This is a genomic window from Paenibacillus sp. LPE1-1-1.1, from assembly GCF_040676435.1.
In the GTDB taxonomy this organism is placed as follows: Bacteria; Bacillota; Bacilli; order Paenibacillales; family Paenibacillaceae; genus Pristimantibacillus.
In genome coordinates, this window is record NZ_JBEGHY010000034.1 from 114,139 (window position 1) to 133,857 (window position 19,719).

Below are 19,719 nucleotides of genomic sequence, written 5' to 3' on the forward strand. Positions count from 1 at the left end.
TCTAATTACAAATAAATACGTTGACAGAATGCTGAAATTTAATCTATAGTAATTTCATCGGAATTATATACTATTGAGCTGATTAGACGACTAAAAGCTCTTATTTTACGGAACGGCGGCGCAGGAGGCCGTTTTCTGTAGAGTAAGGGCTTTTCTTTGTTCTTAACCGTTCATGGGCTGTAAAAAAACCATCAAGCAGGAGGAAATGAAAATGAAGCAAAAATTCGTGTTGATTGTGCTGACACTGGTATTATCAGCCGCACTTGCGGCATGCAGCAGCAAACCAGCCTCCACTGAAGCAGAAGGAGATGGAGAGAAGGCGAAGCTGAAGGTAGGAATATCGGCGGGCGTAGAGGAGGAGATCTGGAAGCAAGTGCAGGAGGTCGCGGCAAAGGATGGCCTTGAAATCGAGCTGGTCGTATTCAACGACTATGTACAGCCCAATAAGGTGCTGGCTGAAGGCGAGTTAGACGCCAATGCGTTCCAGCATGAGCCCTATCTCGATCAATTCAAGAAGGATAACAATCTTGATATCGTAAAGATCGCCAATACGCTTAATTTTCCGATCGGCTTCTATTCCGAGAAAATTAAAGAGGTTTCCGAAATCAAGGAAGGTGACGTTATCGGTTTGCCTAATGATCCGACGAATGGCGCCAGAGCATTAATTCTGTTCGAAAATGCAGGCCTTATCAAGCTGAAGGAAGGCGTGGGCATCAAAGCGACCGTACGCGATATCGCGGAAAATAAGCTCAATTTGAAATTCGAGGAGCTCGACGCGGCGTTTATTCCGAAAGCGCTTGGCGATTTGACGGCGGCGGTCATTAACACCAATTATGCGGTGGAAGCAGGCTTCGTGCCGACAAAGGACGCTATTTTTATCGAGCCTAAGGATTCTCCTTGGGTTAACATTATCGCGGTAAGAACAGAAGACAAGGATAAACCGGTGTTCCAACGGCTGATTAAGGCGTATCATTCCGATCAGGTTAAGAAATTCGTGGAAGAAAAATACGGTACTTATATTGTTGCATCTTGGTAACTGGATAAAAGCTTAGGTCTCTTCTTAGATGAAGGGACCTTTTTAACATTTTAGCAGAGGCGGCGGTTTTGGAGTGATCTGGATCGAGAACGTAAGCAAAACGTATCAACAGGGCAAGCAGGAAGTCCATGCGGTAAAAGACGCTAATCTTCATATCCGCAAAGGAGAAATATTCGGTATTATCGGCTACAGCGGCGCAGGAAAGAGCTCGTTGCTGCGGTGCATCAACTATTTGGAGCGGCCTTCCGCAGGTACGGTAAGGGTGAACGGAACGGAGCTGGCAGCGCTGAACGAGCAGCAGCTTCGAATGATGCGGCGTAAAATCGGCATGATTTTTCAAAACTTCAATTTGCTGATGTCGAGTACCGTTTATCAAAATATTGCATCGCCGCTCGTGCTGGCAGGCCTTCCAAAAAAACAAATCGAAGCGAGGGTAAATGAGTTATTGTCGCTCGTTGGCCTGGAGGAGAAGAGAGGGGCGTTTCCCGCTCAATTGTCGGGAGGCCAGAAGCAGCGCGTGGCTATTGCAAGAGCGCTTGCCAATGAACCGGAAATTTTATTATGCGATGAGGCAACATCGGCGCTAGATCCGCAAACGACCGATTCGATATTGAACCTGCTGCTCGACATTCACCGTGCGTATGGGATTACGATCGTGCTCATTACCCATGAGATGAATGTTGTGAAAAAAATCTGTGATCGCGTCGCCGTCATGGAGGATGGCGTCATAGTGGAGCAAGGCACCATTCTGGAGCTGTTTACAAATCCGCGCACGGATACGACAAAAAATTTTACAAAAAGCGTGTTTGATATCGATTTGCCGCCGGAGCTGCTTGAAAGAGGGGGGCGCCAAGCTGGCGAAGGGCAGCTGCTTCGCATTTCATTCGTCGGGGAAACGGTAAGCGAGCCGATTCTAGCGGACTTAACGCTGCGCTACCAGCTGCGGCCAAGTATTCTGTACGGGAATATTACAAAAATAAAAGACACCGTGTTAGGCTTCCTCATTATCTGCCTGCCTGGCAATTCGGGGGTCATCCAGCAAGGAATTGCGTATATGATTCAAAACGGCATGCAGGTGGAGGTGCTTGATCATGCTGGATAGCTTCTTAGACAGCCTAATTGAAAATCGCGTGCTTTATACGGAGGCTCTGGGAGAAACGGCAGCCATGGTAGGCTGGTCACTGTTCTTCTCGACCTTAATCGGATTATTTCTCGGCATCTGCTTAGTCGTGCTGCGCCCAAACCATATCTACGCCAGCCTTACGCTGTACCATTTGCTCAACACGGTCATAAACATCCTTCGCTCCGTCCCTTTTATTATTATATTAATTGCTATTATTCCGATTACGAAATGGATTGTGCATACGACAATAGGGGTAAAAGGAGCTATCGTGCCGCTTGTATTCTATACGGCGCCTTATATTGCGAGACTGATCGAATCGGCCTTGCTCGAAGTGAATCCCGGTGTCATTGAGGCTTTTCAAGCGATGGGCGCATCAAGGCGGCAAATCATTTGGAAGGTCATTCTGAAGGAGGCGAGACCAGGCATCGTGCTCAGTCTGACCATTGCCACAATCGGCTTGATTGGAGCGACTGCGATGGCAGGCGTCATGGGGGCCGGCGGTCTCGGGGATGTGGCCATCCGATACGGGTACCAGCGCTGGGAGCCCGATGTCATGTACGTATGCGTCATTATTCTTATTTTACTCGTGCAGCTGATGCAATCCATCGGGAATTGGGTTTCAAAAAAACTGCGAAAGCATTAAACAGACGCATATCGGCATCAAAAGAGACTGTTCCGACAGGAATTTACCCTTCTGTCGGGACAGTCTTTTTGAGTTTGGCCGGGTCAGCTTCCTTGGAGCCTGCTTGCCGTTTGCGCAGCAGGAAGGCGAGCGGCAATGCGGATAAAATGCACACACAGGAGATGAAAAAGGCATCATTGATGCTCATTGTATAAGCCTTTGGAAAAACCTCCTCCCCCTCACCGATGCGGGCTTGATGAACGGCAAGCCTTGCATAGAACAAAGAGGTAAACAAGCCTAAAGCCATCGAACTGAAAATTTGTCTGAGCCAATTAATGAGCGCAGAGGCATGGCCGCTCAGCTCTTTGGGGATGGCCATCATTCCCGCATTGGTAACGGGAGTTAGGGCCAGGCCGGTTCCGGTATTGCGGATCGCAATGATGACCATAATCGTCAGCAGGCTTGTGCTGAGCTGCAAACGGCTGAACAGATAGGTTGTGGCAATGAGAATAACGCAGCCCGCAATAGTAAGCGCAGCGGGCCCGAGCTTATTGTAATAGCGACCCGAGAAGAAGGTTGCGCAGGTCAGGCATGCCGCCCCCGGCAAAAACAAAAGAGCGATATGGAACGAGCTAAGGGCATGAATTTCTGCTAAGTAAAGAGGGATGAAATAAATACCCGAATACAGCGCAACGGAGAGAATGAGCGATATGACCAGGCTTACCGCAAACGTTGGATTGCGGAACAGACGCAGCTGCAGCAGGGGCGAATCCGAGCGCAGCTGATGGATGACGAACAGAGCGGCGCAGGCAAGGCCTGTGACCAGGCATACCCAAAAAGCGGCGGAATGCCAGCCCCATGCGTATATGTTTCCAAACAGCAGCAATAGCGAAAGGCTGCCTGCAGCGGCCAGCACAAGTCCCGTGCGGTCCAACTTGGTATTTTTATTGACTGGACTGGATGGAAGGATTCGAATACCGATGATGAAAGCCAGCATCCCTATCGGTACGGTTACAAGAAAGATCCAATGCCAATTATAGCCCTGCAGCCAGCCGCTTACGGAAGGAGCGAGCGCCGTTCCGAGTATGGTTGAAAACGACCAGATACTCACTGCCATCGGCTGCTTTTCAGCTGGGACGGTCCGATAAATAAAGGCTAAGGATACCGGCTGGATGAGTCCGCAGAACAAGCCCTGCAAGATGCGAAATGCAATGAGCGCATAAATATTCCAAGACAGCGCGCAAAGCAAGGAAGTGACTGTAATCCCAAGCAGGCATGATAAAAAAACCTTTTTTCCGCCGAAACGATTTTCCGCATAGCCGGCGGCAGGAGCGATAACGCCGCATGCAAGTGAAAACCCGGTAACGATCCACTGCACCCTCCCAAGATCGGTATGAAAAATGCCCATAAAACCCGGCAAGGATACGTTAAGCGAAACAACATGGTACATGCCTACAAAAGAACCGAAAAAGAGGGTCGCCAGAGCAGGCCAGAACGAAGATTTAGCAAAAAAGGGCTTATTTAATTTCTCGGCCAGTCCGGCTAACAAGCGTACGCCTCCTTTGAATCTTAATGGAATACCCGTTGCATTAACCGCAAAAAGGCATAAAGGCATTATAACATAGAGGAATAATTGGTTATTATTGAATATTTGTATTAAACGATCAAACATTTTTAATAGTAGAGACGTATGCCCATACCGAGGGAATAATCACAGAACAACGAAACACATGCCGAAGCAGCTTCATATGATGAAGGGGATAGATCCATATACCGACTGGCATGAGAAGAGATGGAATGTCTTAGGAGGGACTGCGGATGGCTGTGTATAAAAATATTCATGAGCTGATTGGCAATACACCCCTGGTTGAGCTTACGGGTTATACCCTTCCGCAAGGCGTAAAGCTTTACGCCAAGCTAGAGTACAAAAATCCGGGCGGGAGCGTCAAGGACCGGCTCGGCATTGAGCTGTTGAATCACGCGTTCGCGACCGGGCAGCTCGCGCCTGGAGGAACCATTATAGAGGCTACGGCCGGCAATACGGGAATTGGACTCGCCCTTGCGGCAATCGGGCGCGGCATATCCGCCATATTTGTCGTGCCTAGCAAGTTTAGCACCGAGAAGCAGCAGCTCATGCGGGCACTCGGCGCGCAAATCGTAAATACGCCAACGGAGCTGGGGATAACCGGCGCGGTCCAGAAGGCGGAAGAGCTGTTGAAGGAAATACCGGGCTCTTACTCGCCTAGGCAATTTTCTAATGAGGCTAACCCGGTAACCTATTATAAAACGCTGGGGCCGGAGCTGTGGCATGAATTGAATGGCGCCATTGACGTATTTGTGGCAGGCGCAGGCTCTGGCGGTACCTTTATGGGAACGGCGCAATACTTGAAGGAGAAAAATCCGGCTGTAAAAACGGTTATTGTCGAGCCGGAGGGCTCCATACTCGGCGGCGGAATGCCAGGACCCCATCGCACGGAAGGCATTGGCGTGGAGAAGCTGGCGCCATTTATGGATCGCTCGTATTTCGATGCCATTCACACCATATCGGATGATCATGCTTTTGCAAGGGTGAAGGAGCTGGCGCAGCTGGAAGGCATGCTTGTCGGCAGTTCATCGGGCGCTGCGCTGCATGCGGCGTTGCTGGAGGCGGAGCTTGCCGCGCCGGGCAGCCGGATCGTGACCATATTTCCGGATGGCAGCGAACGGTATTTAAGCAAACAGATTTATAGCGGGGGTGCTTAGGCTGAGGCGAAAAACAAAGCTTATCCATGGAGGCATTCCATTTGATCCGCATACGGGTGCGGTCAGCGTTCCGATTTATCAGGTCAGCACCTATAAGCAGGACGATATCGGCGTTCATAAAGGCTACGAATACTCCAGGACCGGCAATCCGACGCGCCATGCACTGGAGCAGTATATTGCCGATTTGGAGGAAGGTGCAAGAGGTTTTGCATTCAGCTCGGGGATGGCTGCCATCCATGCCGTATTTTCGTTGCTGAGCGCAGGCGACCATATTATTTTGACCGACGACGTGTACGGGGGAACGTACCGAATCGTCACGAAGGTGCTGAACCGGCTAGGCATTGAAGCAACCTTTGCAGATACGACGAGCCTGGAGGAAACGGAAAAGGCACTCCGGCCCAATACCAAAGCGCTGTTTGTAGAAACGCCGACGAATCCGCTGCTTAAGGTTACGGATATCGCGGCGGCGGCCGTATGGGCCAAAAGCAAGCAGCTGCTCTTTATCGTAGATAATACGTTTAGTACGCCCTATTGGCAGACGCCGCTTGCGCTCGGCGCGGATATCGTACTCCATTCGGCGACGAAGTACATTGGCGGACACAGCGACGTGGTTGCGGGTCTGGCCGTCGTGAAAAACGATAAGCTGGGCGAAGAACTGCATTTTGTGCAAAATGCGATCGGCGGCGTGCTTGCTCCGCAGGATTCCTGGCTGCTCATCCGCGGCTTAAAGACGCTGGGTCTGCGAATGGAAGCCCATGAGGAAAATGCGCGGGCGATCGTCGCTTATTTATCGGGGCAGCCGACCATTCAGAGCATTCATTATCCCGGCTTGCCGAACCACCCGCAGCATGAACTGGCCAAACGGCAGGCAAGAGGATTCGGGGGCATTATTTCGTTTGATGTGGGGAGCGGGGAGAAGGCATCCGAGGTCATCGGCAAGCTGAAATATTTCACGCTTGCGGAAAGCCTGGGCGCCGTAGAAAGCCTGATTTCCGTTCCCGCGCGAATGACGCATGCTTCGATCCCTAAAGAAAGGAGAGCATTACTCGGTATTACCGATGGACTAATCCGTATTTCGGTAGGTATTGAGGATAGCGAGGACCTGCTTGAGGACTTGGAGCAGAGCTTAAATTAGCACCGCATACCCGAATTGCCCTCATCAAGTTAAGATTGGATTAAGGATCATTTTGTCCGCAACTTATATCGTCCTGGTCACGTTAGTAGAGTATAATAAAATGACTGACGAAAAAAAGGATGGTAGACCAATGACCTTAAAACAATTGCTGAACAGAAAAATAGCCGTGGCCTCACTCACGACAGCCGTGCTTCTAAGCGCCTTAGCTCCGGGAGGAATTTCATACAGCGCTGCAGGTAATCCGTCTGCCCCTCTTCAATTTCAAATCGGCAGCAATAAATCGATAGATTATCGCGGAGAGCATACGTTAGCTGCAGCTCCATATGTCACAAACGGCGTCACTATGGTTCCTGTAAGGGCTTTGGCCGAGGGTTTGCAAGCAGCCATCCATTTGGATGCGGCAACGAAAAAAATTACATTAAGCCGCGACGGATTAACCGTAAGCTTGACGATCAACAGCGATGCGGTAGTTGGCAGTTACGTTAAAAATATAAAGCTGCCTGCAAAAGTGGCCGTTGTAAAAGGCACAACCTTTGTGCCGGCAAAAATCGTAGCGCAGCTGCTTGGGGCGGAAACGGCCTGGGACGCGAAGAAAAAAATTATTTCGATGCAAACGAGCGAGTCCGGATTATCTTACCATTATACGTTTGATCAAGGCGAAGAAGGCTGGAAGGGCTCTTTTGCCGACCTGCCTGTAGACTATAATGCGTATATCTATGATTTGAAATTCGCAAGAGAATTGCTGCCTACCGCAAAAAACAAAACAAACTACGGTTTAAAGCTTAGCGGAGTGAATCGCAGCGACGACTTGTTTATGTTCGTTACGAAGAAAATCGAAGGTCTCGAACCGCATACCATGTACCAAGCATCTTTATCCTTCCAGCTTTATACGGACCAAGCCGGCGGGATGATGGGAGTGGGCGGCGCGCCTGGCGAAGCGGTAAGCATCAAAGCAGGCTTCGTAAGCAAAGAGCCTAGAACCTTGCAATCGGACACCGAGGGACATATGTATTACCGCATGAATATTGATAAGGGAAACCAGAAAATGGAAAGCGATGATATGAAAATCGTCGGAAATATGGTACAGCCGAATAGCTCGCTAAAAGGTTTCCAGCCGGTAGCGATGCAATACGGCACAACTCTCCAATCCAACGAGCAAGGCGAGATTTATGTCATTGTCGGGAGTGACTCCGGCTATGAGGGACTGACGACCTTTTATCTCGATGATATGAAGGTCAAGCTTTTGCTGAAAGAATAATGCAAAGATCGCTTGCTAAGCGAATGCTTAATGGTTCCGTACCGTTAAGCATCGCTTTTTTTGTTGGGAAAATACCGTATTCTCGACAATCTGAATACAAAATTGCTGGAATTCGGCAATTATAAGCGATTTTTAATAAATATGGGAAGGATTGTGAGGAGTTAAGCTAGAATATTGGATAATGTCCAACAATATGGAAGCAGGCGTTTCGGAAAGGTTAATTGGTAGAACAACATGATAAATAATAATCTGGTCATCAATTCACATAATCAATGCCGGTTGCGTGGCCTAAATCCGGACGCGCTCCCTGAATATACAGAATGGTTGTCAAGCGAGGAGCTGGAAACCCGTCGCACAATCTACAAAGACGTGATCAGGGTTATCAGCGTATTTGTAGATAAATTTTTATCCTCTGTTTCCGGTGATCCTTTCTTCGTCGCGATCACGGATAACAAAGGGTATATTCTTGAATTTAAGGGAAACCCCTCTATTATAAGCAAGGTGAGGCAGTTGGGGATTACGGAGGGTGTCCGGTTCTCGGAAGAGCTGAGCACGAATTCGGTTGATCTGTGCTTGCGGAACAAGCTTCCCGTTCAGCTCGTAGGAGAGGATCATTTCCATAAAGTCTTGCACCAGCTTGCATGTTATACGGCCCCTATTCACGCGGAAGACAACGGCCAGATGCTAGGAACTCTTTCGCTTATGACCGACATCCAATCCGCTCATCCCCATTTGCTTGCCCTCTTATGCACAATCGTCGATTCGATTGAGCGCGAGCTTTTGTTGATCAAACATAATACTCAGCTTCAAATCCTGAACCAGGTGCTGCTCGAGACGAATTATTACGGCGTTATTATTACTGATGCCAGGGGTAGCATTCTAGAAATAAATGATAACAGCGCTTTAATACTCGGAAAGTCCATCCATGAGAAGCGTCTTTTCGCAGGTACAAGCGTTTTTGCCATGGGCAGGATTGGATCCTATTTTGAACGGGTTATCTTGCACGGTAAGTCATGCGTAGGCGAAGAAATTTCGATTACGGTAGCGGACAAGCTGAATTATTACATGCTTGATGTCGTGCCTATCTACGACAATGAGCAGCTTATTAGGGTGGTCGGCAGCCTAAGAGACATTACCCAAATGAAGATGGCTGAAGAGCTGCTGCGCAATAGCGAGAAGCTGGGATTTGCCGGTCAGCTTGCGGGAAGCATTGCGCATGAAATTCGCAACCCGATGACTACGGTAAAGGGCATACTGCAATTATCCAGCAAGACAACCAACCCGCATTATTACAACCTCATGATGTCGGAGCTGGAGCGAATGAACGCTATTGTGGGCGAGTTTTTAATATTAGGAAGACCGCAGGCGTTACAATATAAAGATGAAGAATGCGCCATTATTCTGCAAGAGGTTTTATCCGTTTTAGAAATGCAATTCGAGATGAACGGGATTGTCATTCGCAGCGAGTTTATGGAAGCGACGACGATTCTATGTGACCGTGACCAAGTGAAGCAAGTGTTTTTGAATATTTTGAAAAACGCTTTGGAAGCTTTGCCCTTCGGAGGAGAGGTCATTGTTCGGCTGGATGTCATCGATCGTTACCAGCGGATCCGGTTTATAGATAACGGCGTTGGCATGACGGAAGAAGTAAAGCAGCGCATCGGCCAGCCCTTCCATACGACAAGACGTGACGGGAACGGGCTCGGAATGATGATGGTGGATAAAATCGTTGCCTCGCACGAAGGGCGCTTGGTCGTATCCAGCGAATTGGGCATAGGGACAAGCGTTGAGGTTTGGTTTCCTGCTTCATAAAAGAACAGACGGCTCTAATCGGCATACAGCTGACGGGCCGTCTTTTTTTCTGCTTTCCTCCGATTAATTGTAACCGGAAATTTGCGCATCGACCTTAGCTATAATACTCGACGTTTGCTGCTCATAGTCATATGTTTTTTGCTTTTGCTCATTAATCAGCTTGATATAGGCAAGCATTCTTGCCAAAGAACCGGAGGTTGCTGCCGCATCTCCTTTTTTCACCGCTTGGTTCAAAAGAGAGGTTTCGGTTGTAAAGTATTTTTTTGTAGTGCTGACGGAGCTTTTGGAGGCTTTTATTTTCACTTTAATTGAATCAATGCCGCCCAATTGATCGCGAAGCTTCTTTATCGACTTCGCCGTATTCGCTTTCGCCTCTTTTAACGCAGCTTCCTTGCTGCGAATATCCAGCTTGGCAAGCTGAACGGCTGCTTTCGCGGTTTCGACCTGCGGCTTCAATAAGCTTGTTGCGAATTTATCCTTAAATGATTTTGCGATGATTAGCTGCTGATTCAATGAATCGTAGAGTCTGAATAAAGGCTCATACTTTTTCTTTGCTTGCGCGACGGCGGACTCCAGTTGAAGCAGCTTGTTCGCGTCAATCTCCTTTATCCGTTTACGGGTAGCAAGCACAGCCTCCTCGTTTTGGTAATGAAGCTTGTCTATGCGGCTATCCCAGTCGAGGGTCAGCTTCTGCACGCTCTGCAGCTCAGCATACTGCGAGGTTAACTTGGCTGCTGTCGTTTTGTCTGCGGCGCCTTTCATTTTGTCGAAAGCTGTCTTGGCAGTAGCGCTAAATTCAAACGATGCGGCAGAAATGACGGACGGAGCTGCGAGCAGGAACAAGAAGACGAGACCGAAAACGGTTAACCTTGAAGCAATTTTCATGAACAATAAAGCCTCCTTTGGTTACGGCAAAATACGCAAAAAAAGCACCTGCAAGATAGGCGATATACGCCTTCTCTTACGGGTGCTTCCATCGTAAGCCGTTCCTATTTAGTTGCTTCCATTAATATACAGGAAGCTTCCGAATACAGTCAAGCGCGGATGTCCTGCAGGGCAGCGGGCTTTGCATACCCATCAGGCGTTTTGCCGATAATGGATTTGAAATCCTTGATGAAATGCGACTGGTCGTAAAATCCAAGATCAGCAGACAGCTTAAGCGTGTCATGCTCTCTGCCGGTATCCATAGCCTCTGCCGCATTTTGCAGCCGATACAGCTTGATCACCCACTTCGGGCTTATGCCGACATATTGGTTGAATAAACGCTGCAGCTTTCGTTTGTTAAGATGAAAAGTATCGCAAATTTGCTCCACCTTAGCCAGCTCCCGGTCTATCTTTATCCGATCGATAATCTGATTGATGAGTATAATCGTCTTGTCCTGCGGCGGAAGATGCTTGATGAACAAAGCCTCGGTAAGCGCGATCCTGTCCGCGGGGTCGGCCGCCGACCTTAGCTGCTGCTCATAATCGGCTGCATCCGCGCCAAAAATCTCTTCTAGAGCTAGCGATTGATCCGTCAGATTGGAGAGCGCCGTGCGTATAAAGGGATAAAAACCGCCGGGATGAAATTTAACGCCGAACACTTGTCCTTTGCCTTCGATTCTCTTCGTATACATACGGCTGGAAACGCCATAAATGCCGCTTCTATGGTCCTCCATCACCAAATTGACGCATGGATTAGGGACCACGTCCTGAAGATAAGGAGGCTGGCCGGTCAAATCCCAGCTCACGACCCAATAATGCTTAACAAAATGCTGGAGCTTTTCTGATGGGGCGTAGCGGCGCAGCTGGAATTTTTTCTCGCCTTCGCTTAGCTGAAGTATACCCATGCTGCGATTTTGCGTTGGATTTGGCATCTATAAATCTCTCCTATTGATCGATTTGTCGCGTTTTTACAATACCAGCCAGTTGGACAACGTTATACTAAGCAAAGAAAGCGCCAGCTGCTATCAGCTGCAAATCCTATATTTGTTAATGAGAAGGAGTGTTTCGCATGGAGTTCAAATATGAGTTCTATATCGGTGCAGCGCCCGAGAAGGTGTGGGCAGCGTTTATATCGCCGGAAGGCACGAGGGCTACTTTTTTTGGCTGCGTCATTGATTCTACCTTTGAAGAAGGCTCTTCCTTCCGCTATGTCGGCCCGGGTAAGGATGGTGATGAGACGGTGCATATTTATGGTACTATTTTAGCATATGAGGAGAATAAAATAATTAGCTTTTTAGAGCATCCGGGTCCATCTTACCGCCCCAATCATGCGGAGCTGGAATCGACCATTACCTTTACGCTCGAGCCTGTCGGAGAAACGACCAAGCTTGTCCTGACCAATAACCAATTTACCGAGAACCACCCGGGATTGGAAACGGTCGACAGCCAGTGGTGGATGATCCTAAGCAATTTGAAAACGTATATCGAGACAGGCAAGGGTTTAGCGTTTGGCTGGTAATTTCATTCGGTTTTGTAAGAGCTTCAGCTGCTGCTGAAGCTCTTTTTTTGCTGGTTGAAGGGAGTAAAGATTTCTTTTCCGGTCCCGTTTCTTTATACTGTAAAAAAGGACAGGCGTAATACGTCTGCGACAACGGACAGGAGAGAGAGCAGAATGAGCTATAAAATTGTTTTTTTCGATATTGACGGCACGTTGATCAACGAACAAAAGGAAATTCCGGCCGATACGGTCAAAGCGATTGCGGAGCTGAAGGAAAGCGGCGTTGAGCCGGTCATTGCCACGGGACGCGCGCCTTATTTCATTAAACCGCTTGCCGAGCAGCTTGGCATTGAATCGTTCGTTTGTTTGAACGGGGGATATGTCGTTTACAAAGGCGTACCGCTTTATAAACGCGAGATTGAAAAGCATCGCTTGGAAGCGCTCGTTAAGGTTGCTGCCGAGCATAATCACGGGCTTGTTTTTGAAGGCGAACATAACTTCTTCTCGGATAAAGAGGATCATCCTTTTATTATAGAATCGGTTAACTCATTGAAGGTTGATTTGCCCGGTTTCAATCCGGAGTTTTGGAAAACGGATGGCATTTATCAAGTCTTCCTTCACTGCGAGAGCCATGAAGAGCATCTTTATGAGGGTCTGCATTCCGAATTAAAGCTGATTCGCTGGCATCCGCAGGCAATTGACGTCCTTCCGGCTGGAGGCTCAAAGGCACAGGGAATCGAAGCGCTGCTCGATAAGCTGGGCCTGACGCCTGCCGATGCCGTTGCATTCGGAGACGGCCTAAATGACAAAGAAATGCTGGAGACAGTTGGTTTCGGCATTGCTATGGGCAACTCGCATCCCGAGCTGCTGCCCTTTGCCGATTTTGTGACGACGCATGTAGACGAGCAGGGCATACGTAACGGCCTTGTGGAAGCGGGTCTTTTAGAGCGTTAAGCAGCAGGCATGGATTGTGTGTAAATGTGCAAAAAATTTTAAGTAAAAAGCTGACGCCATACGCTGTGGTGTCAGCTTTTTTTATCCAACGGAAAGCAGATTTCAAATTCTAATGTTTCCGTGCTACAATGTTTATTGGAATTATTATCCAAACAAATCTTGTGAAACATCGGCAGTCTAGGACGTTAGTATCTAGTCCAAGGCTGCCGATTGTAGTTTAACAAGTCAGCATATGACTTGATTCCCCTTGGAAAACGTAGAGGTATCGTAATAATTTAGTTAGGAAAGGCGGTTGCTTGCGAATGGATAATAAAGCGGAAAATACAAGCTTGCCAGGCTATGTACTGCGCGCAGCGATAACGGAGGCGGGCTACGAGGAAGGCAAGTCGACCATTCGCCATATTTTGCTGGAGGTAGCGCCGGGAGAGCTCGTGGGATTGATTGGTCCGAACGGAGCGGGCAAGAGCACGACGATCAAAACGATTCTCGGCTTAATGGCGCATGTGAACGGAGAGATTGTGCTAGGCGGAAAAAATAAACGTTATGCCTATGTGCCGGAGCAACCGGTATTTTATGAGTATATGACGTTGTGGGAACATCTGCATTTGGCGGCCTCGGCATTTGGAATCGAAGAGCGGCAGTTTGCAGGCAAAGCGGATGAGCTTCTGGAGCGTTTTCGCTTGCTCGAAGAAAAGCATCATTACCCTGCGCATTTCTCCAAGGGGATGCAGCAAAAGCTGATGCTGATCATTGCTTTTCTGCTGGAACCGGATGTTTATATTGTGGACGAACCCTTCGTCGGGCTTGATCCGCGGGCCACGACAGATTTTCTAAAGCTGCTGGAGGGCGAGCGGGAGCGCGGGGCAGGCGTACTTATGAGCACGCATGTGCTGGACACCGCTGAACGTATCTGCAATCGTTTTGTTCTCATTAATAATGGCTCAGTCGTATCGCGGGGCAGCTTGGAGCAAGTGAGGAACGATGCAGGCTGCGCGGAGAACGCGACATTGTTCGAGTGCTTTCACGCATTGACCTAGGGGGCGGAACAGGATGATGACACCGCGTCAATTATTTTGGATACGATTGAAGCGCAATCAAAAAGAGCAGCTCCGCGCTTGGCTAAGCGTACTCGACTGGACGGTATGGCTTTATATGCTTATTCCGGGACTAATTATTGGCGGCGGTCTATACCGCGAGGCATTGCTGGAAATGCCAGAGTGGGCCGTCAAGCTGCCTTGGGCCGAGTTATATCCGGTTATACTGCTTATTCTATTGTTCGTGGGACAGATTCGAATTTTTGTGGAGGAGGCTGACCGGTTATTTCTGCTGCAGCGGCCGGAATGGCTGCAGACGTTAAAGCGCTGCGGTATCGCCTACACATTAGGAAAGAAAGTAATCGTAATGGCCATACCTTATCTGCTGCTGCTGCCTTTCTTAATCAAGGCGGAGGGACTATCGCGGCTGCAGCTTGGATTAGCCTTTGGCTTTACGGTAGTGACGGGGATGATTATGGCGCTCAGCATACAGCTGCTTAATGGCAGGCTAAAGGGCTGGCGAAAGCGATCGTTTGAAGTATTGACCACGCTGGCGTTTATTGCGATCTATCTGATTCCGATGATTGCTTGGGCGAGAAGCGTTGGGATGCTGAGCGTCTCCTTGGCTGCGGGCACAGTCGTTTTATTCTTGCTGATTCGTCTCGGCCTGCGAACGCCAATTCAATTTGAGGCGGAAGTAAAAACAGAGAACGCTTCGCGCCTGCGCAGCACGGAGCTGTTAATGAGCCAGGTTATTGAATCGAAGCCGATTATTCGCGTGAAAAGGCCGTACTTGTTCCGGTATTCCCAGCGAATATTCCGAAAGTCCGATGCAGGGACGATGCTGGCGGAAATGAGGCTGAAAGCCTTCTTGCGGGGCATGACGCATATTCGCGTCTGGCTTGGCTTTATTTCAGCGGCTGTGTATGCGGTATCGCTTGTCCCCGGACCGATTGCGGCTTTTCTAGTGGTTGCTTTAACGGTAATAGGAATGACTTGGCTGCAGCTTCAGTGGAAGCAATGGTTTGCGGAAGCGTTTATCACGCAATTCCCTTGGGGACGGCATGCTGCCCAAAAAGGGGCTGTGCTCTCGCGGTTTTGGCTGCTATTGCCGCCGATTCTCGTTTGGTCCGCTATTGCAGGCCATAAACTCGCAGGCGTCGCCGGTTCCTTTGCAGCCGCATTAATTTGCGCCGCCGCATGGGCAGCCGTGAGCGGGTACGGCAGGTCAAGCAAGAAGATGGATTCCGCGTTGTAATGGAACCTATGTTCTTCAGAAAGATTGCACTTTGATGACCAGGCGTTATCCGGATACCCCCAGAAACCCTATCACTTTGCCGTATTGTTTACATACAGCTGCAGCTAAGAAAACAATACGAAGGTGGTAAACGAATTGAATCAGAGAAGAAGAACGGGATCAAAAAGAAATACCTTCATTGCTAAGAGCGCTTTAATCGGCATGCTTGCGTTAGGCGTTGGGACAGGCAGCGTACTAGCTTCCGGGGAGGAGTCAGCTCCGGTATCTTCTGCCACGGTGGCAGCAGAAGCACCGGTTGTGACGGAGGTTACGGAAAGCACGGAAAAAACGCCAAACCTATTGCCGGGTGATTTCTTTTATTTTATAAAATCCATATACGAAAACATCAGATTGTCGATTACGGCTGACAATGTGAAAGAGGCCGGCTTGCTCGCGGAATTTGCACAGGAGCGCCTTTCCGAAGCGGCTGCCTTGCACGCTAACGGAGAAACGGAAAAGTCGGAACAGGCCCTTCAAAAATCTTTTGAGAACCAGCAGGTTGCCATAGAACTGGTCGCTTCTGAAGCGGAAGAAGAAAACGAGGGTGAAGATTTGCAACAGGCGTCTGAGGTGAAATCCGACCTGCAGCATAATATTTTAGCTCTTACCTCCGCGCTGGAAAAGGTTAAGAACCCGCAAGCTCAGAAATCGCTTTTGAAAAATATCATAAAGTCTTTCGGCAAGTTGGAGAAAAAACTCGCCAAGCTTGAAAACAAGGCTTCCGAAGAGCCAACTTCAGCGTCCATAACGGAGCAGGATGCGGTTACTTCCGGTGAAGGAACGGCAACCGCTGCGACCACTGTAACCACTTCCATTGAAAGCGCAGCGGAGCAAAAGACGGTTTTTGACAAGCAAACGAAGCCGGAGAAGGCTGCAACGGTCAAGACAGCGGAAGTGAAGGAAGCAAAGATTAAAGAAGCTAAAAATAAAGAAGCAAAAATTAAAGAAGCGAAGATTAAGGAAACAAAGACTAAGGAAATAAAACCAGAAAAGCAAGAAAAGCAAACGGTAGAGCAGCAGGACCATAAAAACAACCGCAGCGAAAAAAGCCATACTGGCAAGTAAATCTGAAGAGCTCTCCTTTAGGTGAAGGTTCATGGCATGCTCATTGGGGTAAGTAAGTATAGACCCAAGGTTTGATCGGAAGAGGGTTTGTCGATCACTTTCAAGGAGGTGCAAGCAGCCATGAGCACAGACAGGGACCTGTATGGCGCGGTTGAAGAGGAAATTAGGGCGCAAAAGCAAGGTAACAGCTATATTTTAACAACGACAAAGGGTACCATCGGGAAAATTACTTATACGCTAGTTGACGTGAATACGTGGGTCATTGACCATACGTACGTGGATGGCGAGTACCGCGGGCGGGATTTAGGAAAGCAATTGCTTGATTTCGTTGTCGATGAGGCTAGGGAAAAGGGAAGAAAAATTATTCCTTCCTGTTCGTATGTTTTGGCGCAATTCAAGCGGCATTCCGCGTATGAGGATGTATGGGAGAAAACGAATACGGAGTACTCCGATACGTATAGCTCGGACGGGATGGGTACCGCAAGCGGGAATATGCCTAAATAATAGACAATAAGCTTAGAAGAGAGCCGCAAACGATGGTTTGCGGCTCTCTTCTTTGTGTATACGTATCGTATTGATAAAGGCGCGCGGTAAATGCGATCTTCTTTTTTCTTATTTTTTCAGCTCCGTATAAATAACTAAACGCTCTTCATGCGTCTTGGCTTCGTCGTTAAATTCCCCCGTGCAGGTAATTAAATTCAAATGGCTTTGATAGGAAAAGCCGAAAATATCCTCAAGCGGCGCCTCCTCCCGGTGGTAACGCTGCTTATCCATAACGAGAAAACGTGCGGGTGGTTCCTTCTTTATCCGACACGATTACTTCATAACCGGCCTTAAGGCGGTCCAGCTTATAAAATACGGCAGGTCCCGTTAAGCTGTCCACATGTCCAGCCATGGGTTAAACACTCCTCTTCGTTTTTGTATCTTGCCTAGTAACACGAAGAGAAGTCGTTGTTGGATCACTACTCACAAAAATTTTTTTTGCACGTACAATAACCCAATAGATGCTGGATGAAAGGGAGGAACATCAGGGTGATACTTGTATCGGGCAGTCCGGTGTTTACGATGGACCCGCTGACGCTGACAGAGCTGGAGAGAAGGATGCTGCGGGCGAAGCAGAACAGCCAGGTCGTTTATCGATACCCGTCCGTTGACGCGCTGGAATTTGAGCTCAAAATGCGAACGCATATCGTTGAGGCGGCCAAAGCGCTTTATGCCAGCGGCGTAAGCTTTGCAACCTTCGAGGGGTCCAAATGCAATGAGGAATACTGGACGCGTACGGAAAACGGCGGGTTCCAGCTGAGAGGGGGCGTGCTGCCGTCTGTCGGAATCAACGATATTTTTGAAAATGGGCACTTGTACGGCTTTGAATGCGCAGGCGCAATCATCATTATTCTGTATAAAGCCGTGCTTGATACCGTTGGCGATGCGGTATTTAACGCTTATTTCAAAAACCTGTTTCTACGGTCTTGGCAGTATGACCGCGATTTGAACTTAATAACGACCTATAATAAAAATGAAGCGTATCCGGGCGACGTGCTGTATTTCAAAAACCCCGAGAATGATCCGGAAACACCCGAGTGGCAGGGGGAGAATGTCATCATGCTGGATACTGACTTATACTTCGGACACGGCATCGGCATTGAATCCGGGCAGGAGATTATTAACGCGTTGAATCGGATGAGAAAAGAGAACAGCACCATATCCGCTTATTTGCAGGACTTGGTCGTACATCCCGACTTCGAATACTTGCGGGGACTTTCGATGAGGGACGCTTGGTGGGAAGAGAGAAGCGCGACTGAGGAAATCGGAATCGCGGGGAGAATCGGATCAGGTACAATAAGATATTAAACAAAGCGGCAAGGTCGAATTTGTGCAATAAGCATCTGTAGGTGAGGCGGGTACCGCTTCAATTACGGGTGTTTTGCCTGCCCTCTTGATTAGTCATATCCTTTTCAAAGATAGGGTGAAATGGTATAACTTGAGTAGTTTATACATACTGGAGAGGTGAATATGAATAAAATTAGCAAGATTGCATTAACGGCTATTATTGTGTTTTTATGTGGTATAGCTCCAGTTTACGGAGATACGGCTTCCAATGAAAATATGCAGGTCATCGTCAATGGAGCGAAGCTTCCAAATGCCAAAGCGATGATAAAGAACGGTGAAACCTTGCTGCCATTTCGTGCATTTATTGAAGGGCTTGGCGGCAAAGTGGGCAGTGACCCGGAAACAGACGCACTGATTGGCGAACTGAACGGAGAGACGCTGAAGGTATGGGCTGGGGAAAATATAATGGAGTACCAACAGAGAGGCTACTATTTATCAAGCCCGGTTAGAATTATTCAGAACCGGACATACTTGCCGATTCGGTCCGCAGCAGAAGTACTTGGTTACGAGGTGGTTTTCGAGAAGAAGAGCCGAACGGTTACTCTGACGAAATACGGCTTTGGACAGGATAAAAGTATCGTGCGGCTTCTGAAAGGTTATATGGAACGCAGCCTGGAGCAGCCGTTGCAGGATATTTTTATTGATGGTTATGAGGAGCTTATTTATTTGGATGAACAACTGTACGAGGGGTATGGTCCTTATCAAAGCTTTGAAACATGGGTTGGGGTAATCGAATATCCTTCAAACACGAGAGCGGTTGTCACCGCGGGCTACCGTTCAGAAACGCAGGTGCTGCATGAATCCGTTGAAACCGAATTTTCTCTAATTAAGGTCGGTACCGTTTGGAAAATATACAAGGTTAATCCTATACATTTTCAAATGGAGCTGCCGGGTGATGTGGACAATACGGTTAAAGAGCTAGAGGAGAATAAGCCTGCAGCCGTGCAGAATGTTTTACGTGATTTACATGCTTATTTTAAAGCGATGAATGAAGAGAATTATGACCAGGCTATCTCGTTTACATCACCTTTGTATATAGCGTATTGGAACAGCAGAGCACAGGAATGGTATACATATGAAAAGATTTTAAAAACCCGGTTTGAGATTACTACGACTAAGGAAGAACTGCTAGAAACGAGAGTTGTCTATATGGATGATTCCTATGCCGCTGTTCATGCGCGAATTCTTTACAGTGAACAGCTGGACGGGGAGGAGGAAGTAGAAGAGCCTTATGAATACGAAGTCATCATCAGTATGGATTTAATCGATGGTATAAGGTGGACCTACAATAGCGAGCTTAATATTAATAGTGATTATTAATTTGAACAT

At 48.3% G+C, this 19,719-nt stretch carries 20 protein-coding genes; 15 read left to right on the forward strand and 5 right to left on the reverse strand.

The genetic code is table 11. The features are described 5' to 3' along the window. The first annotated feature begins 211 nt into the window (after positions 1-211). From MRBLPE1_RS23725 to MRBLPE1_RS23735, 3 genes are all read left to right on the forward strand, one after another. Positions 212-1,036 (forward strand): MetQ/NlpA family ABC transporter substrate-binding protein, encoded by an 825-nt coding sequence (locus MRBLPE1_RS23725; RefSeq protein WP_364149998.1) that lies wholly within the window; start codon positions 212-214, stop codon positions 1,034-1,036. Positions 1,037-1,109: 73 nt separating this feature from the next. Beyond that, positions 1,110-2,138: a methionine ABC transporter ATP-binding protein gene (locus MRBLPE1_RS23730; protein WP_364150001.1), complete on the forward strand. Its 1,029-nt coding sequence runs from the start codon at positions 1,110-1,112 to the stop codon at positions 2,136-2,138. Continuing rightward, positions 2,128-2,802, forward strand: coding sequence for a methionine ABC transporter permease (locus tag MRBLPE1_RS23735; RefSeq protein ID WP_364150004.1), 675 nt, complete (start codon positions 2,128-2,130; stop codon positions 2,800-2,802). Before MRBLPE1_RS23730 ends, MRBLPE1_RS23735 begins: the two co-directional genes overlap by 11 nt. Positions 2,803-2,845: 43 nt before the next feature. On the opposite strand, the gene MRBLPE1_RS23740 is transcribed toward MRBLPE1_RS23735, so the two are convergent. Then, on the reverse strand, positions 2,846-4,330 hold the full coding sequence (locus MRBLPE1_RS23740) for a DHA2 family efflux MFS transporter permease subunit (RefSeq protein ID WP_364150007.1): 1,485 nt from the start codon (positions 4,328-4,330) through the stop codon (positions 2,846-2,848). 269 nt (positions 4,331-4,599) lie between these two features. On the opposite strand from MRBLPE1_RS23740, the gene MRBLPE1_RS23745 reads away from it, so the two are divergent. The 4 genes from MRBLPE1_RS23745 (at position 4,600) to MRBLPE1_RS23760 (ending at position 9,728) form a co-directional block, all read left to right on the forward strand. Then, on the forward strand, positions 4,600-5,523 hold the full coding sequence (locus tag MRBLPE1_RS23745; RefSeq protein WP_364150010.1) for a PLP-dependent cysteine synthase family protein: 924 nt from the start codon (positions 4,600-4,602) through the stop codon (positions 5,521-5,523). A 1-nt stretch (position 5,524) separates the two neighbouring features. Next, positions 5,525-6,658 (forward strand): bifunctional cystathionine gamma-lyase/homocysteine desulfhydrase, encoded by a 1,134-nt coding sequence (locus MRBLPE1_RS23750; RefSeq protein WP_364151469.1) that lies wholly within the window; start codon positions 5,525-5,527, stop codon positions 6,656-6,658. A gap of 130 nt (positions 6,659-6,788) precedes the next feature. After that, on the forward strand, positions 6,789-7,916 hold the full coding sequence (locus tag MRBLPE1_RS23755; RefSeq protein ID WP_364150013.1) for a copper amine oxidase N-terminal domain-containing protein: 1,128 nt from the start codon (positions 6,789-6,791) through the stop codon (positions 7,914-7,916). 234 nt (positions 7,917-8,150) lie between these two features. After that, the gene (locus tag MRBLPE1_RS23760) at positions 8,151-9,728 is read left to right on the forward strand and encodes an ATP-binding protein (protein WP_364150016.1); all 1,578 of its coding nucleotides are present in this window, start codon (positions 8,151-8,153) and stop codon (positions 9,726-9,728) included. A 63-nt stretch (positions 9,729-9,791) separates the two neighbouring features. Here MRBLPE1_RS23760 and MRBLPE1_RS23765 read toward each other — a convergent pair whose 3' ends face one another. Both MRBLPE1_RS23765 and MRBLPE1_RS23770 read right to left on the reverse strand, forming a co-directional pair. Continuing rightward, on the reverse strand, positions 9,792-10,613 hold the full coding sequence (locus MRBLPE1_RS23765; protein WP_364150018.1) for a hypothetical protein: 822 nt from the start codon (positions 10,611-10,613) through the stop codon (positions 9,792-9,794). Between the two features lie 149 nt (positions 10,614-10,762). Continuing rightward, the gene (locus MRBLPE1_RS23770) at positions 10,763-11,584 is read right to left on the reverse strand and encodes a helix-turn-helix domain-containing protein (protein ID WP_364150021.1); all 822 of its coding nucleotides are present in this window, start codon (positions 11,582-11,584) and stop codon (positions 10,763-10,765) included. A 137-nt stretch (positions 11,585-11,721) separates the two neighbouring features. Here MRBLPE1_RS23770 and MRBLPE1_RS23775 point away from each other — a divergent pair, with 137 nt between their 5' ends. From MRBLPE1_RS23775 to MRBLPE1_RS23800, 6 genes are all read left to right on the forward strand, one after another. Beyond that, a complete protein-coding gene (locus tag MRBLPE1_RS23775) occupies positions 11,722-12,171 on the forward strand; it encodes an SRPBCC family protein (RefSeq protein ID WP_364150024.1) in 450 nt (149 codons plus the stop codon). Positions 12,172-12,324: 153 nt separating this feature from the next. Beyond that, positions 12,325-13,104 carry a Cof-type HAD-IIB family hydrolase gene (locus tag MRBLPE1_RS23780; protein WP_364150026.1) on the forward strand — a complete coding sequence of 260 codons (780 nt, stop codon included), beginning with the start codon at positions 12,325-12,327 and terminating at the stop codon, positions 13,102-13,104. A gap of 302 nt (positions 13,105-13,406) precedes the next feature. Next, the gene (locus tag MRBLPE1_RS23785; RefSeq protein ID WP_364150029.1) at positions 13,407-14,141 is read left to right on the forward strand and encodes an ABC transporter ATP-binding protein; all 735 of its coding nucleotides are present in this window, start codon (positions 13,407-13,409) and stop codon (positions 14,139-14,141) included. A gap of 13 nt (positions 14,142-14,154) precedes the next feature. Next, complete coding sequence (locus MRBLPE1_RS23790) at positions 14,155-15,396, forward strand: ABC transporter permease (RefSeq protein ID WP_364150032.1); 1,242 nt, start codon at positions 14,155-14,157, stop codon at positions 15,394-15,396. 135 nt (positions 15,397-15,531) lie between these two features. Beyond that, a complete protein-coding gene (locus MRBLPE1_RS23795) occupies positions 15,532-16,500 on the forward strand; it encodes a DUF5667 domain-containing protein (protein WP_364150035.1) in 969 nt (322 codons plus the stop codon). Between the two features lie 120 nt (positions 16,501-16,620). Then, complete coding sequence (locus tag MRBLPE1_RS23800) at positions 16,621-17,004, forward strand: GNAT family N-acetyltransferase (protein ID WP_364150038.1); 384 nt, start codon at positions 16,621-16,623, stop codon at positions 17,002-17,004. 108 nt (positions 17,005-17,112) lie between these two features. Here MRBLPE1_RS23800 and MRBLPE1_RS23805 read toward each other — a convergent pair whose 3' ends face one another. Further along, positions 17,113-17,274: a class F sortase gene (locus tag MRBLPE1_RS23805; protein WP_364150041.1), complete on the reverse strand. Its 162-nt coding sequence runs from the start codon at positions 17,272-17,274 to the stop codon at positions 17,113-17,115. Next, the gene (locus MRBLPE1_RS23810) at positions 17,267-17,395 is read right to left on the reverse strand and encodes a hypothetical protein (protein WP_364150044.1); all 129 of its coding nucleotides are present in this window, start codon (positions 17,393-17,395) and stop codon (positions 17,267-17,269) included. Before MRBLPE1_RS23810 ends, MRBLPE1_RS23805 begins: the two co-directional genes overlap by 8 nt. A gap of 137 nt (positions 17,396-17,532) precedes the next feature. Between MRBLPE1_RS23810 and MRBLPE1_RS23815 the strand changes: the two genes are divergently transcribed. Together MRBLPE1_RS23815 and MRBLPE1_RS23820 are read left to right on the forward strand one after the other, a co-directional pair. After that, positions 17,533-18,351 carry a protein-glutamine gamma-glutamyltransferase gene (locus MRBLPE1_RS23815; RefSeq protein WP_364150047.1) on the forward strand — a complete coding sequence of 273 codons (819 nt, stop codon included), beginning with the start codon at positions 17,533-17,535 and terminating at the stop codon, positions 18,349-18,351. Positions 18,352-18,513: 162 nt separating this feature from the next. Continuing rightward, on the forward strand, positions 18,514-19,710 hold the full coding sequence (locus MRBLPE1_RS23820) for a copper amine oxidase N-terminal domain-containing protein (protein WP_364150050.1): 1,197 nt from the start codon (positions 18,514-18,516) through the stop codon (positions 19,708-19,710). The last annotated feature ends 9 nt before the right edge of the window (positions 19,711-19,719 follow it).